General features: G+C 62.7%; 10 protein-coding genes. 2 read left to right on the top strand and 8 right to left on the bottom strand.

What is annotated here, in order from left to right:
• Positions 1-3: 3 nt before the first annotated feature.
• Positions 4-2607 carry a hybrid sensor histidine kinase/response regulator gene (locus AB3X89_RS26990; protein ID WP_368586015.1) on the top strand — a complete coding sequence of 868 codons (2604 nt, stop codon included), beginning with the start codon at positions 4-6 and terminating at the stop codon, positions 2605-2607.
• An 18-nt stretch (positions 2608-2625) separates the two neighbouring features.
• On the opposite strand, the gene AB3X89_RS26985 is transcribed toward AB3X89_RS26990, so the two are convergent.
• The 5 genes from AB3X89_RS26985 to AB3X89_RS26965 form a co-directional block, all read right to left on the bottom strand.
• Positions 2626-3732: a porin gene (locus AB3X89_RS26985; RefSeq protein ID WP_368586014.1), complete on the bottom strand. Its 1107-nt coding sequence runs from the start codon at positions 3730-3732 to the stop codon at positions 2626-2628.
• A gap of 109 nt (positions 3733-3841) precedes the next feature.
• Positions 3842-5101 (bottom strand): nitrate/nitrite transporter, encoded by a 1260-nt coding sequence (locus tag AB3X89_RS26980; RefSeq protein ID WP_368586013.1) that lies wholly within the window; start codon positions 5099-5101, stop codon positions 3842-3844.
• A gap of 95 nt (positions 5102-5196) precedes the next feature.
• Positions 5197-6156, bottom strand: a complete 960-nt coding sequence (locus AB3X89_RS26975) for a 2Fe-2S iron-sulfur cluster-binding protein (protein WP_368586012.1) — start codon at positions 6154-6156, stop codon at positions 5197-5199.
• A 16-nt stretch (positions 6157-6172) separates the two neighbouring features.
• Positions 6173-6955 carry an SDR family NAD(P)-dependent oxidoreductase gene (locus AB3X89_RS26970; protein WP_368586011.1) on the bottom strand — a complete coding sequence of 261 codons (783 nt, stop codon included), beginning with the start codon at positions 6953-6955 and terminating at the stop codon, positions 6173-6175.
• A 105-nt stretch (positions 6956-7060) separates the two neighbouring features.
• Positions 7061-8335 carry a Rieske 2Fe-2S domain-containing protein gene (locus tag AB3X89_RS26965; RefSeq protein ID WP_368586010.1) on the bottom strand — a complete coding sequence of 425 codons (1275 nt, stop codon included), beginning with the start codon at positions 8333-8335 and terminating at the stop codon, positions 7061-7063.
• A 141-nt stretch (positions 8336-8476) separates the two neighbouring features.
• Here AB3X89_RS26965 and AB3X89_RS26960 point away from each other — a divergent pair, with 141 nt between their 5' ends.
• Complete coding sequence (locus AB3X89_RS26960) at positions 8477-9265, top strand: IclR family transcriptional regulator (protein ID WP_368586009.1); 789 nt, start codon at positions 8477-8479, stop codon at positions 9263-9265.
• Positions 9266-9360: 95 nt separating this feature from the next.
• On the opposite strand, the gene AB3X89_RS26955 is transcribed toward AB3X89_RS26960, so the two are convergent.
• The 3 genes from AB3X89_RS26955 to AB3X89_RS26945 form a co-directional block, all read right to left on the bottom strand.
• Positions 9361-12375, bottom strand: coding sequence for an ATP-binding protein (locus AB3X89_RS26955; protein ID WP_368586008.1), 3015 nt, complete (start codon positions 12373-12375; stop codon positions 9361-9363).
• A gap of 333 nt (positions 12376-12708) precedes the next feature.
• On the bottom strand, positions 12709-14700 hold the full coding sequence (locus AB3X89_RS26950; RefSeq protein WP_368586007.1) for an ESPR-type extended signal peptide-containing protein: 1992 nt from the start codon (positions 14698-14700) through the stop codon (positions 12709-12711).
• A gap of 1024 nt (positions 14701-15724) precedes the next feature.
• A complete protein-coding gene (locus AB3X89_RS26945; protein ID WP_368586006.1) occupies positions 15725-16483 on the bottom strand; it encodes an OmpA family protein in 759 nt (252 codons plus the stop codon).
• Positions 16484-16924: the final 441 nt, after the last annotated feature.

Here is a 16924-nt window from a genome sequence, read left to right as displayed (position 1 = left end):
CTGATGGCGAGACCGCGCGAAAGTATGCGGGACATGCTGGAAAGAAGCAGGTTCGCGATTCGATGGGGAGGCGCACTCGGCCTCCTGTGTCACCCCATCTATTACATTGTCTGGACCTACCTCCTTCCGCAGCCTTACGACAACCTGCTGCTGCGACTCAGCGCGGCGGCCGTCTGCGTTCCGCTGCTGTTTCAGGCGCGCTGGCCGAGGCGCTACAACCCCGCGCTGCTGATCTACTGGCATTGCTGCCTGATTTACGTGCTGCCCTTCGTCTGCACTTTCCTGACCGTCAGAAACGGTTTCTCCACGATGTGGATGATGACCGAGGTCATGATGATCTTCATTCTGGCGCTATGTATCGACAACCCGCTGCTGCTGATAACGTGCATCGGAATCGGCGTGTTTTCCGGCGGCCTCGCCGGCGTGTTGAGCTCGCCGACGCCGGTCGTTCTCAGCGCCGAGGACAAGTCCAACCTTGCGCTGCTGCCGGTGGTCGTGCTGTGCAGCATGGCGTTCAGTCACGCGATCAGCAAGGGACGCATCTTCGTCGAAAAGAACCGCGCGTTGCAGGCGCTCGCGGGTTCCATCGCGCACGAGATGCGCAATCCGCTGAGCCAGTTGCGGCACGTGCTCGACCGCGTCGAGGAAGCGTTGCCCTCGGCGAACAGGGCGGGCGCGGCGCCGACGCTCACCGACGGCACGGCCTCGCTGATGTACAACCATCTCGCGCAGGGCCAATTGTCGATCGAGCGCGGCCTGCGCATCATCGCGATGACGCTCGACGAAGTCGCCGCGAAATCGATCCGCCCGGATAGTCTCAGCTACCTGCATGCCGGCGCGACCACGCGCAAGGCGCTCGCCGAATACGGCTTCGACAACGACAAGGAACGCGCGAAGGTGAGCGTCGTCGTCAACCGCGACTTCGTGTTCAAGGTCGACGAGACGGTCTATCTGTTCACGCTGTTCAACCTGATCAAGAACGCGCTGCATCACATCGTCGCGTATCCGCAGGCGACGCTGACATTGACCGTCGATACCGACTCGGTGATCGTGCGCGACACCGGCCCCGGCATCGCGGCGGAGATCCTGCAGCATCTGTTCGAGCCGTTTCGCACGGCCGGCAACTCGGGCGGCACCGGGCTCGGGCTCGCGTACTGCCAGCGCGCGATGCGCGCGTTCGGCGGCAGCATCGACTGCGAATCGGAACTCGGCAAGTTCACCGCATTCACGCTGCGCTTTCCACCGGTGGCGGCCGACGAGGTCGCGGAGCACGAGCGGCGCCTGTTCGAACGCGCGATGCCGGCGTTCAAGGGCAAACGAGTGCTCGTGGTCGACGACGACGCCACGCTGCGGGCCCGCACCCGCCGCGTGCTGACCAAGGCCGGCGCCTATGTCAGCGAGGCGTCGGGCGGCGAGCTTGCGCTCGCCACGTTGCGGCGCGCGCCGCTCTACGACCTCGTGCTGATGGACATCAGCATGCCCGATCTGGACGGCTACGCGACGACCGAGCGCATCCGCGCCGACCGGGACTGCCCGAACCGCAACGTGCTGATCGCCGCCTATACCGCCGAACCGGGCAACGCGGTGCGGCTGCGTGCGCGGCGCGCCGGCATGGACGAGATCATCGGCAAGACGTCGAGTGTGCAGGAGCTGATCACCGCGGTGCAGGCCCTGTTCGACAACGGCGTGCGGCATCAGCCGGGCGAGCTGCCCGACAGCTTCGCCGGCAGAACCTTCGTGATCGCCGACGACGACACCTATAGCCGGCTGGTCGCGAAGGCTTATCTGGAGCGCTGCGGCGCGAGCGTCGTCGAGGCCGACCACGGTCAGGCGGTGCTGACCAACCTGCACGAAGACGGCTTCATCGACGCGATCCTGATGGACGTGAACATGCCGGGCATGAACGGCATCGAGACGACGAAATCGATTCGCGCGCGCACCGATGCCTACGCGACGCTGCCTATCATCGCGCTGACCAGTCACACCGATGCCGAAGCGGCGCAGGCTTGCCTTGCCGCCGGGATGAACGAGGTGTTGATCAAGCCGGTGCAGGCCGGCTCGCTGTACGCATGTCTCGCGCGGCAGTTCGGCACACGCAGCGCGCCGATTGCGGACTCTCCATCTTCACAACGGATCATGCAAACCGCTGGCGAAAGCGCGCAAACGGATTTTGCCGCGACGCCGGTGGCATTGGCCCCAACTGGGAGCGCGCACGCGGCCGCCCCCATCGCCGAAGAAAGCCTGCTCGATGAGCCGCACCTCGAAGAACTGGTCTCGCTCGATCTGCTCGACGAATCGTTCCTGAACGGCATCGAACAGATCCGCTCGCTCGTCGCGCGGCTCGCGGCAAACAGCGCGGCTGTCGATATCAAGGCGACACACGCGAGCTTGCATGCGCTGCTTGGCGTCAGCGGCAACATCGGCGCGAAGGCACTGCATCGCTATGCGCGGCAGATCTATCCACGCGTGATCGGCGGTGAGTGGCCAGTGGAAACCGACTGGCTCGTGCAGATCCGCACGCTGGGCGCGCGCTCGACCGACGCGTTGCAGCGATATTACGCGGCGGCGAAAGGCCGGCGCGATCATCGCGATGCGCTGAGCGATTGAGCGCGCGCGCCGCCGCCGTCAGAACTTGTGCAGCACGCCGATCGCAACCGCCAGCTGGTTCGCGCCGGTCTTCACGGTCGTCGTCGCGACCGAAGTCGCCCATCCCGTCGCACTCAGCGCGGCCTTCGAGCTGTTGATCACATAGGTGATGTCGGTGTACAGCGCGGTGCGCTTCGATAGCCAGTAGTCCGCGTTGACACCGGTGCTCAAAGCGTGCGCGTCGACGTGGCGATACGCATGGTAGTAAGTCGCGGCTGCGAGGTCCAGCGCCGGCGTCGCCTTGTAGCGCACGCCCGCGAACGCCATCGACTGCGGCGGCGAGGCGGTGAGCGTCGACGGGACATCGTTCAGCAGCAATTCGTAGCCGCCGTACAGCGTCGCCTTGCCGATCGCATACGAACCGCCGGCCACGTAGCGCCGCTCGCTGTCGCCCGATGTCGCGATCACCGAGCCTTGGCGCTGCTCGTACACGAACGTGAGATTGAGCGGCCCCTGCACGTAGCGTCCACCGACGTCGTACTGCTTGCCGACGCGGAACGAGCCCGCCACCGGCACGTTGGAGCTGACTGCGTCATAGCCGAAGCTGTAGAGCGCGTTCAGCTCGAACGGTCCCACATGGCCGAGATACGACACCGCGTTGTCCGCCCGACCGACGAACTGCGCGTCCTGCGCGGACAGTCCGTAACTCGAATAACCGAGCGGATCGAGAGCGAGGAAGTAGCGGTACATCGGCGTCATCTGCCGGCCGAGCATCATCGCGCCGTAGTGATCCGATTCGAGTCCGACGAACGCCTGCCGGCCGAACAGCCGCCCGCCTTGCTGCAGCGCGCCGGTGTTCATCGCCATGCCCGATTCGAGCGTGAAAATCGCCCGCAGTCCGTTGCCGAGATCTTCCTTGCCGGTGAAACCCCAACGCGAATTCTGCCGGTTGCCGGTGCCGAGCGCGACCTGGGTGCCCGACGATCCCTGCGGCGTGACGGCGTGAGTCACGTAGGTCACCCCCGAGTCGACAATGCCGTACAGCGTGACCGACGACTGCGCATGCGCCGCGCCGCTGATGCCGATACCAATACCACATGCAAAAAGGACCTTCGACGGCCTGGCGAGAGGCTTGTGCGTCACCATGTGTCTCCTGCTGGAAATTGAGTTGTTTTGTGCTGCGAAAGCGTGATCGTTCGATCTCTGTGGTCGCGGTAGCCGGCGCGTGGTCGCGGCGGCTACCGGAGAGAGTCGGTCATTCGCGTGCGATGTGCGGATTGACGAAGAACATTGCGACGACCGCGATAGCGGGTCCGATCGCAAGCGTGATGAGTGCGAGCATGAACGAATGACTCGCGCCATACAGCGAGCCGACCACCATCGGCGACACCGCGCTGCCGGACTGCCAGATCGCATTGGTCCAGCCGGCGCTCGCGCCGGCGAGGCGCTTGCCGGATGCGTCGCTGACCTGTGCCATCAGCACCGGCAGGTAGCCGAACGAGAACGCCCCGAGGATCGGCGCGACCAGATAGAACTGATGCGCGGTCGAGCAGTAGCCGAACACCAGCAGCGCGATCGTGAACGCGATCAGGCAGCCGATCGACATCATCCGCCGCGACACGCCAGGCAGATCGGAGATCCAGCCGAGCGTCGGCTTCGCGATCACCGCGCCGATGCCGAACGAGGCGACGATCGATCCGGCGACGATCGGCGCAATGCCGTATTGGCGCGTCATCAGCGCGTTGCTCCATGCGGCGAAGCCGACGGTCGCCCACAAGCCGCCGCAGCCCGCGATCGACAGCGCGATCAGGTTGCGGTTGCGCAACAGGCCGAGCATGTCCTGCAGGCTGTTGCGCGCGGGCTTCGCTTCGTTCGACGGCCGGTTCTTCAGCAGCAGCAACGTGACGACGCCCCACGCGAACGTGACGATGCCGAGCATATGGAATGCGTTCGACCAGCCGTGCCGCGCTGAGAACGACGGCACGACCGCGTTCGCGATTACGACGGCGAGCGACGTCGCGGTCGTGTAGAGGCCCATTGCGCGGCCCCGGTCGCGCGTGAACCATGCGGGAATGATCTTCATGCCGGCCGAATAGTCGGCGCCCGCCGCGAAACCCATCGCCGCCTGAATCACGATGCCGAAGGCGAGCGAATGCGTATAGCCGAAGGTGAACGTGAGCACGCCCAGGGGCAGCAGCGCGAGCGTGAGCATCGCGCGACCGCCGAGCAGATCGGTCAGCATGCCGCCGACCACGTTCGCAAGCACATAGCCCGCGTAGAACGCGGTCACGAACGCACCGAGCATCGACACGCTGATGCCGAGCGACGCGCCGACCGGCGCGGCCACCGTACTCCACGCCACGCGGACCACATAGCTGAGCAGAAACGCGGCCCACACGATGAACAGCGCGACCCAGCGATACGGGTTCGTGTCGGCGCTACTCGCCTCCCGTGCGGCGTTCGTGGCCCAGACGCTCGCGGACATGCCCTCCGACGACGCCAGATTCTTCTCCATGACTCCTCCAATGCCGGGCGTGCCAGCGGCCGCCCGTTTTCTTTCTGATGGATAGGGCGCCGGCCGCCTGCTGTGACCGGCGCCGGCGATTGCCGTTACAGATCGAGCACCAGCACCCTCGACTTCGCACGTGAACAGCACGGCAGGAACTGATCGTTGCGGGCCTGCTCCTCAGGCGACAGGTACAGATCCCGGTGGTCGGGTTCACCTTCGAGCACCCGCGTAATACAGGTGCCGCAGATGCCCTGCTCGCACGACACCGGCACGTCGACGCCCGCCGCCGTGAGCGCCTGCGTGACCGTGCAATCGGCCGCGATCGACACGACGCGGCCCGAGCGCGCGAGCCGCACGTCGAACGAGCCGCCGTCGCCGGCAGGCTGCGCCGCCGCGAAGTATTCGTAATGCAGACGATCGTCGCTCCAGCCGAGCGAGCGCGCCGTGTCGAGCACCGCGTTCATGAAGCCCTGCGGACCGCACACGTACAGATGCCGGTCCGCGCCGACTGTCAGCAGTGCGTTCAGATCGAGCATGCCGTGCTCGTCGTCGAAGTGGTATTGCGCGTTGTCGACCCACGACGACGCGGCGATTCGCTCGACGAACGCTGCCCGGCTCTTCGAGCGCGCGCAGTAATGCATGTCGAACGCCGCGCCCATCGCTGCCAGCTGCTCCGCCATGCAGAGAATCGGCGTGACGCCAATGCCGCCCGCGAGCAATAGCGGCTTCGCGTCGTGCCGGGCGAGCGGGAAATGATTGCGCGGCACGCCGATGCGGATCGCGTCGCCTTCGTTCACCGCGTCGTGCATGCGCAGCGAGCCGCCGCGCGAATCGGCGTCGCGCAACACCGCGATCTGATACCGGTGACGCTCGTGAGGCGCGTTGCACAGCGAGTACTGCCGCACCGGCCCACCCGGCACGTAGACGTCGATGTGCGCGCCCGCCTCGAACGGCGGCAGCTCGCGTCCGTTGACATCGACGAACTCGAAGCCGGCGATCCCGTCGGCTTCGTCGCGCCGTGCGGCAACCCGCACCATTAGCGTGGAATCGGTCATGTTCATGCCACCTCTCCTCCGCTCACATCGCCGACAGGCCGCCGTCGACCATCAGCGTCGTGCCCGTGATGTACGACGCCTCGTCGCTCGCGAACCATAGGATCGGCCATGCGATCTCTTCGGGCGATGCCCAGCGGCCTATCAGCGACGTGTCCTGGCGCTGGGTCTTCAGCGCTTCGACGCTCTTGCCTGCTGCAATGGCGCGGTTCACGTGGAATCCGGTCAGCGTCGAACCGGGGCATATCGCGTTCACACGCACGCCGTTCGCGGTCTCCTCGAACGCGAGCGTGCGGGTCATCGCCAGCATGCCGGCCTTGGTCGCGTCGTACAGGCCCATGCCCTTGCGGCCGGTCACCGCATAGCACGACGATACGTTGACGATACTCGCGCGGCCCGCGCGACGCAGGAACGGCAGCGCCGCCCTGCAATAGTTCGACGTACCGACCAGATTGACCGACACCATCGCCTGCCACTCGGCCGGCGTCGCGTCGGCGAGCGCGCTGTAGTTGCGCATCGCCGCGTTGTTCACCAGCACGTCGAGCCGGCCGAACGAAGTGGCGGCGAACTGCACCGCGCGCACCGCATCGGCGTCATCCGACACGTCTGCCGCGAACGTCTCGACACGCGCGGACGGATCGGCCGTTTTCAGTTCGTCCGCGACGCGCGCGAGCGCCTCCGGATTCGCATCGACGAGCACCACCGCGGCGCCCTGGGCGCAGAACACGCGCGCGGTGGCGGCGCCGATGCCTCCTCCGCCGCCAGTGATCAGCGCGACCTTGTCTTCGAGTCTTTTACGTTGCTGCATTGCTTGCCGGCGCGCAGCCGGCCTCCTTTTGCGGAATGGGCAGAAAGTCCAGTCGGACCAGGTGACGACACGCGGAGCCGAAACGAAGTCCGGCCCCGCCGTGCATCAGATCGTGTAGATCGGCTGGTCCTTGCCGTCGTGCAGATGGATCACCGCCCATTCCTGTGGCTTCTGATCGCGCGGCAGCAGCACGCCGGCCGCGCGCACGCGCTGCTGGTCGGCGTCGATCGCGGGCGGATCGGTATCGGGCACCAGCGCGGTTGCCGCCTCGTACATCATGCGGCGCGCCATTACGATTGCGCGGTCGGTCGGCAGCAGCTTTTCCTTGCTGTGATCCTGGATCGGACCCATGCTTTCCTGCAGCGACGCGTCCTGCATCGCGAAGCCGAACACGCCCGAATACGCGCGTTTTTCCTTCTGCGCCTTGCGATCGATCAGATAGTCGTTGTCCTTGTTCGCCTTCGGACGGAACGAGCCACCCTCCTCGTACTCGCAGTGAATGCCCTTGCCGGCATTCAGGTCGGCCAGTTCCTGCTCGTCGAGCGGACGGTCCGGACGGAAGTTGATGCTCCACGCCCAGCAGCTGTGATCGTCGATCGGTACCCACACGTGGCCCGCGAGCGAGTGGTCGCCGAACGGCGGGATCAGCGTGTACCACGGGAACAGCCACTGCGTGACGCGCCAGTAGTACGAATCCGGCTCGCCGTTGCGGCGCCCGAACAGCGTGAGGCCGAACGGCTGCTTCTCGATCTCGAAGATCACGTTGCCGTCCGCCTTGATGTAGTCGAGCGCCTTCGTGCCCTGGTGCATCGGATCATCGTCGACTTCGTAGCGGTGCACGTACGACACGTGGCTCGTGTCGATGCCGCCTTCCATGGCCTGTAGGTAGTTCGATTCCTGCAGCCGCTTGGATACGAACACGTGGCTCTCCGGCAGGTTGCACCACTCGAGATCCGGCGGCGCCGGCTGGCGGTCCTTCGGCCCCATGTACGCCCACACGATGCCCGCGCGTTCGATGCACGGATACGCGGTGATGCCCATGTGCTTGCACGCCTGCGGTGCGGACGGCACTTCGACGCAGTTGCCGTTGCGGTCGAATTTGAGGCCGTGATACGAGCAGCGAATGCCGTTCTCCTCATTGCGGCCGAAGTACAGCGACACGCCGCGGTGCGAGCAGAACTCGTCGATCAGCGCCGGCTGGCCTTCGGAATCGCGAAAGGCCAGCAGCTTTTCGCCGAGGATCTGCACGCGCACCGGCGGGCAATCCGGCTCCGCGACTTCGCTCGCGAGCAGCACCGGCACCCAGTAGCGGCGCATCAGATTACCCATCGCCGTGCCCGGGCCAGTGCGAACCAGCGTCTCCGACATGTTCTTGTCCATAATTCCTCCGAATCCGGTTGTCCATTGTGTGAGAATGTGATCTCATTGTACGGACAGATTGATTTGCGTCAAGTTCGTTCCGATAGGGACTTTCACTACAATGTGCAATCGACGCGGACCGACGTGGAAAGGAAATTTCAAATGGAAGAGAAAAAGCCGCACGAAAATGTGCGAGCAGTCGAGCGGGCGCTAGAAATTCTTCTGGCGTTCCGCCCCGGGGACAAGGAACTGACCGTTGCGGAGTTGCTGACCCGCGTGGACCTGAGCCGGCCGACGCTGTACCGGCTGCTGAATACGCTCGAACAGAACGGCTTTCTCGCGTCGTCCGGCGAGCCGCAGCGCTTCAGGCTCGGCAGTTCGGTCGCGCAAGTCGCGCACACGTGGATGGCGAACAATACGATCGCGCAACTCGCGCAGCCGATGCTGCGCGAGCTTTGGGAAGCGACCTCTGAGACGGTCGCGTTGTTCGTGCCGGAGGGCACCTACCGGATTTGCGTGGCCGAACTGGAAAGTCCGCAGCCGCTCAGCTTCCGGCGCGGGGTCGGCTATCGCGAGAAGCTAGTGCTCGGCGCGAGCGGCCGCACGATTCTTTCGCAGATGCCGCTGTCAGAGGACGATCTGCGGCGCTATCTGACCGATCCGAATCAGGACGTCGCGACGCTCGCCGCCGATCTTGATGCGGTCCGCGCAAAGGGCTTCGGCACCAGCCATCACGAGCTGATCGCCGGTGCGGTCGCGGTGGCCGCGCCGTTCTTCAACGGCGCGAACCAGGTGGCGGGTTCGGTGTGCATCTTCGGGCCGAGTGTGCGCGTAACCGATGAGCGCGTCGCGCAGTTCGCGGCGTTGCTCAAGCGAGAGGTGGGCAATCTGTCGCGCGCGCTGGGGCATCAAGGGGAAACTGGACGGGTGCCGGTCGCGGCGCGCCGGTGAAATCGGCATCGAAGATATTGGCCAACGCCTGAAGAGTCGTCGGAGAAGTCGACGCTCTGTTCAGGCGCCCGCTGACTCAGCGCCGACGCCGGGACTCATGCGCCGGACTGCGCGGCAATGACGCGCCGCGCAAGCGCCGAATAAGCAAGTGGCTCGAAACGATCGAGCCCATCCTTGACGGCAGCGATGTCGTTATTTCTGGCTTGCTGCTCCATCTGTGCGCAAGCATTCGCCGCTTCGGTTTCCTGAATCATCGCGAAAGATCCGCGTACCGCATGAAGTTGGGCGAGCACCGTTTTCATATCCCCAAGTTCAATGGCGGCGTGCAGTTCCCGAAGCGAATCCTTCAGCGTCTGAGTCATCGCGGCATGGATGTGCTCGGGCAATGGCCCTTGCGAGATGTCGCGCCTCGCCAACGTGGCATTCGCGGGGCGCCTGCCGGCCTCGTCGACCAGTCGCCGCACGGTCGCGTCCATCATGTCTAGCAGGACAGGTTTGAGCAGGACCTCGTCGATTCCCGCGTTCGCGCATCGCGCGCGCTCTTCTGCCGCGACGTGAGCGGTAATCGCGATGATCGGCAGCGTCTCGCTTTGGGCACGAAGGCACCGCGCGAGCGCATACCCGTCCATCCCCGGCATATTGATGTCGGTCAGCACCAGATCGTAGTGGCGCTCGTTGAAGCGCCGCAATGCCGCCCCGCCACTATCGGCCATATCGGCCTCGTATCCCAGCGTAGCAAGTTGCGCGACGAGCAACTCCCGGTTGGCGAGCTGATCGTCGACGACGAGGATCTGAATGGCGTGTGTGTCGATCTCGCTGGACTTCGATTCGGCTTTGGTATGTTCTGCGGCGCTGACCGGGGTGGCTGCACTCACCGGAATGGGCAAGGTCACGACAAAGGTGCTTCCGGCATTCAACTCGCTCTTCACCCAAATCGTGCCATGCATCAATTCAGTCAGGCGCAAACAGAGCGCGAGTCCGAGGCCTGTTCCGCCGTAACGCCTCGCAATCGACGAATCGGCCTGTGTGAAAGCATGAAATAGCGTCTCCTGCTGCTGCGGGGTCATGCCGATGCCGGTGTCGCTGACGCCGATCACGATCGGAGAATCGACGGCTGTGTCATCCTTCAGGTAGACCTCGAGCAGTACATCGCCCGTGGCAGTGAATTTGATCGCGTTACTGACCAGGTTGATCGCGATCTGCCGGATTCTCGTCGGGTCACCGAGATAGTGCGGTGCGAGCGCATCGTCTATCACGCAGTCGAACTCCAGTCCCTTCGCCTGCGCGACTGGTTCGAACATCGCGGCCACCTCACGAATCACCTGACCGAGATCGAAGCTGATCGACTCGAGTGTCATCTGCCCCGACTCTACCTTCGAAAAATCGAGGATGTCGTTGATGATGCCGAGCAGCGCAGTGGACGACGACGTGACAACCCCTACCCGCTCCTCCTGCAACGGCGACAACGGCGAGCGTCCGAGCAGCTCGAGGTTGCCGAGAATGGCATTGAGCGGCGTGCGTATTTCGTGGCTCATCATCGCGAGGAACGCCGACTTCGCCTGATTGGCGGCGTCCGCGGCGGCACGCGCTTCGTCCAGCTTGCGTTCGGTGTTCTTCAGCGTCGTGATGTCGGAAAAACTGCATAGCAACACGTCTTTCCCGCGATATTTGGTGCGCACCATGCTCACCAGCAGGTCGTCCACGCGGCCATCGGCTAGCCTTAGCGGCATCTCCAGATCGGACTGCCACGCGGGAGCGCCGGGGCTGTTGTCATAGAGAGCGAGCAAACGCTCGTGCAAGCGTGGTTCGTCCGGATGCGTGTTCAACTCGTAGCTACGCATCAGGTTGCTCTGCAACAGAATTTCGCCTTGTTCAAAAGACAGCAGCGCGAATCCCGACGGCGCGGCGGCAACCATCGCGCGATTCAAGGCTTCACTTTCGAATACCCGTTGCGAACGTTCGTAGTCGGGCTTGAAAAGCTTGTGATCGAGCATCAGCAAAAGCAGCCACATGAAACCCAGCACTAGCAGCATCACTGCGATATAAGCGGCGAGGCGCGGCCCTAAGTCGCGCAGAATCGTGCGCCATGTGAATGCATAAACGACTGTCCAGCCAGTGTTCGTGACTTCCTCAGTGGCCATGAACAGTCCATTTCGATGACTACGGTTTCCTGCTGCGCGCTCCGCCGCTCGCGGACGGGAATCGAGAATGCGTTGCGTCAGGGCGGCGCCGGTACCCGGCTTGGCCGTGCTGAGGATCACGTTACCGGCGGAATCGAGCAGCAGCGTTTGTTCATCGTAGCGGCCCCCGGCAAGCTTTGCGATTAGGGAACCCAAGTAAATCTTTCGGACAGCCACGAGGAATATCTTCCCCTCGCTAAAAGCCGGCATGACGAGTCGGATAGCGGGCTGGTCGCTAAAAGGATCGGTGACTGGGGGAAACCAGGATTCTCCGCCGCCCTCACGCAACCGTTCGATTACCGTTGGGTCTGTCAAATCGCCTATTTCCGGTGCAATGCGGTCGAGAAGCTCATGGACGTCTTTCGCGCCGCTCTGCTTGAACGGGTCGCCGGATATCGGTGCAGGAAGAATTCCGACGAAGTGCCGATCAGGCGAATAGAAATAGCCTGACACCGCATTGATCTGCACCTTGGCCCAGGGCCCGACACGATACTCAAAATCAACGCCGAGCGCGAGATATGGTGCGAAATCCGATGCGGGCCGCGACGGACCAATATCGCCGAGCATCATCACTGGGTCAAAATTCGCATGCCTTTGTAGAACGACACGTCCATGCTGTGCGGCAAATTCGTCGATGAGTGCCTTGGGTGGAGGCTCTCGTGTGCCCCATGTCGATTCTTCGTGCAGGATCGCGGCTCTCAGCGTTCGTTCTCGCTCGAGAAGCTCCAACTGCAGGTGAGCCTGCCGAAGAGAGAAGTCCCTATAGAGATCTTCTATGTAGTCGGCAACCGCCGATTGCAGCAAGACGCCGTTCAAGAGCACCACCACAAACGTGATGACAATGCCCGCCCCCATGACGAGCGTCCGCTGATAGCGGTTGAGCCTGCTCGGCTCATCAACGTGTGCGCCGACGCCGGGCGTGTGAGTCACGTGCTCATGTCCACTGGAATCTATGCTTCTTGATGGCATGGCGTACCCGGATCCGGGACCGTGGGGGATGATTTCAGCATCATACGGCCAATCTGAGTCGTTGGGCGTTTGAAGCCGCTCAACCCGCGTTCATGCAGCCGACGACGGCCGTGTATATGCAAGAGACAGCCTTATCCAGAGAGCGGCGCCATGTAGCGACGCATTGCGGCTACACGACAAGGAGAAAATCTGCCCGTATAAAAAAACACGGTCTGCCGTGACCGGCAAGACCGTGCAATTTCCATCATCTAGCCATGTGCCAACCGGTTTGCCGGTTTTGTCATAACGCGGATATCAGAACTCGTAGCCAACCTGCGCACGCACGCCAGCATCACCCGTCGACGTGACCGATACGGCGCCGTTCACCAGCCACTTGCCGTTACGTGAACGGTACGTTGCTCCTACTGCCGCAGCACTGCCTCCCTTATAGGTAGCCCCACCGGCCGCGACAATCGTGCGCCCGGGACCGGACGGCGTCATGTTCGGCATAGCCATTGCCGCTGCTATACCGGCGTAAGCGTTCTTGGCAACATCGTTGATAGCCTGGTTGGTCTGGTTAAACAGCTGGTCGCTATAGTTGTTGGCCTGCTGCACGCCCTGTGCGACCGAACTGTTCATCTGACCGACATTGACGGCATCCGTGTCCGCCGTACCCGCTGCGACGTTGGTGATCTGACGCTGCTGCGTGGCCGAACCCACCGACACCGAGTTGTCACGCTCCGTCACCGAACCTTGACCCAACGCCACCGAGTTCGCATGATCCGCCTGCGAGCCCGTGCCAATCGCAGTCGAGTTGGCGCCGGTAGCGGCTGCGCTGGCGCCGACCGCCACAGCGTTGTCTGCTGCCGCGCTGGCGTTTGCGCCAACCACCGTGGCGTAGTTGCCCGAGGCTGCAGCACCCGCTCCGGCCGCCGTGCTGCCCACACCGGTACCAGGCGTCGCTGCATTGACCACTGCGTCACTACCGCTGCCCAACGCCGAAACCTCCGTGGCATTGAAGTACGGACTGCCCGGCTGGATGTTCGACATCTGGCTGCCGAGATCCAACACCTGCCCGTTGAGGTCCGTCACCTGGTCCTGCAATGCCGACAGCTGGCCGAAGTTCACCGCATCGTACTGGCTTGTGCCGTTGGCCACATTGGTCAGGATCACCGGACCCGCGCTCAGGCCTCCGCCCAGCATCACGGAACCGAGGTTCACCGAACCGTCGGCGTAACGGTCATACTGCACCGCGCCCGTCACCGCGCCTGCGGCCACGCCCGTCACCGTGCGATCGCCTGCCGTGCCCGCCACGTTCACCACCGTGCCGTCCTTGTCCTTCGCCACCGTGATCGCGTTCGTACCTGCGTCCTGCTGCACCAGACCCACCACGCCGCTGCTCAGGTTGTTCGCGATGTTCTGCACCGAACCCTCCACGTTCGTCACGCGACCGTCGATGCTCGTGATGTTCGTCTCGTTCTGCGTGATGCGCGTATCCATGCCGCCGATAGCCGTCGTGTTCTGCGTCACACGACCATCCAGACCCGCGATGTTCGAGGCGTTCTGCGTCACACCCTGGTTCGTCGCATACAGCTGCGAGCCGTTCACTGCGTCCGTGCTCGTCGCGCTCAGGCGACCCGCGGCCACGTTCGTGATCGTGCGCTCGTTACCCTCGCTGCCCACGCTCACCGTGCTCGCCGGGTTCGCACCGGCGAACGCGTAATCCGTCCCGCCGATCGTCGCACCCGCCGTGCCCACCGCGGCTGCCGTCACCGAGCCTGCGCCCAGCGCTACCGAATCCACCTCCGTTGCGCTGGCGTCCGTACCCAGCGCAAGTGAACCGATCCCCGCTGCTTCAGCGTTGTAGCCAAACGCATTGCTGCCTAGACCGGACGCCTTCGCCTGGGCACCTACAGCCGTCGCCAAGGTCCCGGCGACGCTACCAAAGCCCAAAGCCGTGCCCCAGTTCCCGGTCACAGTCGTGTTCGCCCCGTACAACGTTGCAGCCGTGACATTGTTTGCATTGGCCCCACACCCCGCCACCGTCGACCAGTTTCCGTCACCGTCGACCATGGGCTTATATGCGTAGGACGTGCCGTCAGGTCCATTGCCACCAGTGCCACACGCCACGCCACCCACCGCGATAGTGCTCGCATGACCGGCCTGTGCCGCCACGACGAACGCAGCCAGGGCAATTATCTTGACCGCCGACGCCCGACTCGATTTACCTCGTGCGGGGGCAAGTTCGGAGGCCGCTACCCACGAACCAAGTGCTTCATTCCAGACGCTGATATACGACTTGTTCATGACATCATCCTTTCGAAAGTTAACGAAATCCTTTAATTAGTTTTCCGAACGCTTTGGCGATCATCGCGGTCTTGAAGGTCGGCTGAAATCTCCAGCACAAACTGGAAAATCAATCGAATGCCCGGTTCATTTCCTGCCGCATCAAGTTGATCAATCGATGGACATATCTTAAAAAACTGAACAACATTTCCGTATAGGCTGAGTCCGATTGGACATAGCCCAAACTAGGACAAGTCCCAAATTTTGAGGGACTATTGAGGTGATGAATCAGTGACGTGACAACAGTCGAAGACCTACGCGGAGGTTCATTCCGGCCCCGTGCCTGCGGGACCACACCGGGCTCCCTGACTTTCACGGCGAGGTACACCTTGACCGATCGGGTATGTTTGCGTGTGACGGGATTTCGGGTCCGCGTGTACGTCCCGTATGGGCACGATCCGTCGGGATATGGCACGCGGACCATCAAGGGAAATCCGCGTGTCCCCGGTCATGTTGCGTGTGTTTACTGCCTGGCGACTGCGTCAGCACCGCGGGTCGAGCCTGGCACCGTGGGACTGTCGTTGCTCCGTTTCATCGATGGCCGTACCGCTGGCCCCAGCATGTCCACCCACGCTCACCTGTCGTTCAATCCTCCTGACGCAGTCACCAGTCACCCGTCAGCTCACACCCAGCACTTCCCCCCTTCGGTCCGAACGGCGGCGCAGCCATCCGCCAGTCAACAGGTCAAGCAAACGTCGCCGCGACGTTCGTGCGCACTACACCGACAACATCGCAAATCCATCTCATTGAAAGCCTCCGGCCATGAGGGGGAGCGCGCAATCGCTGCGGTTCCGCTTTGCTTCGTGTGTAGTAGCCGGCTTAGGGCGGGATATGCTCCCGCAGGACTGCGTCAATGCGAGGCACGCAAAAGAAAGACCCGGGCACATTGGCGCCATGGCCGTCGAATTCAATCCGATTCGCTATACCGATTCGATACCTGAAACTGGGACTTGATCGAACGGCGTTAGAGACTGTATCCGGACGTTCAGGAGATATTTCCGGACGCTACGATGCGCACCTCTACGCGACGATTAAGCGCGCGGCCTTCAGCCGTCGCATTCGAGGCAACCGGGTCGTCCGCGGCCGCGCCCTCGGCGACGAAGCTCTGCGCCATCAACCCACGGTTACGCAGATATTTCAGGACCGATTGGGCACGCGCTTCCGACAATTTCTGGTTGTGGGCCCGTGTGCCGGTCGAATCCGTGTAACCAATTATCGTCACACGCCGGAAGTTGATACCCTCATTCACACGCAAGAAATTATCGAGGCTCGCTTTTGCCGCACTACTCAATACAGCGCTATCCGTGGCGAAATTCGCATCGCCTTGCAACAGCATCTGGCGCCGCTCCTGAGACTGAGTTCGAGGCTCAGGTTTCGGTTGAGGTTGAAGCTGGGGTGGTGGCACGGGGGTGGGGGCGGGGGCGGCTTGCGCCTCAACCGGCTTACCACACATGAAAGTAATCTCGCGCGGATTCTTTGTATTGACACCAGACCTGACTCCATCGACCGCCTCCACCAGCGTGACCGGCTTGTCCTTGCAAATCTCGGCCGCCACCTTGAAACAGGTTTGCGAACTTTCGAGCAGACCGCTGCATTCGACGCGATAAGTCGGCGCTTTCTGGTCTGGAGCAACAATTGCATGTGCGTTGTAGGTCGGGCCCGATTGCGTCGTACATGCCGCCACAAGCCCCAATACTGAGCCCAGCAATGCCAGGCGTGGATAAATTAAATTGTGCTTTTTCATATTTGTAGATTCGCTTGAAGCGAAAGCAGAAAAGATTAAAGAACTCGATGCGTAGGAGAGGGGGCGTACCCCCTCTCCTACTAAACGGTTACCACTGGTACGGCACTTAGACAGAACGTTCGTGACAACGCGCCATAGAATCCGATGACCTCAGGACGCAAACTAACGCGAGAAGGCAGTGGCATCCATTCGTGTCCAAAAGAAGCGGGCAGGCTTGCAAACGGTCGTGAACTTGGCAACGCCATCGTGCCCTCGACTGCAGTAAGGGGAATCGTCAACATCGGTTTTCTCGCAACGCCTCACGGCAAAATTTCATGAGCGCATGGAGGTGTGTCGAAACGGTGGTTCGCGAGACCCATCCACTAATGTGGTCTCAAATGCCTAGCAATGCGCGCTATATTTGATGATTCAAAGTTCGTTTTTGGAACGAATGTGTTAGCG

The sequence above is a fragment of the Paraburkholderia sp. BR14320 genome (genome assembly GCF_040948665.1).
GTDB classification, from domain to species: Bacteria; Pseudomonadota; Gammaproteobacteria; order Burkholderiales; family Burkholderiaceae; genus Paraburkholderia; species Paraburkholderia youngii.
Note: the sequence above shows the minus strand (reverse complement) of the source record. Positions and strands in the feature narration are given on the sequence as shown.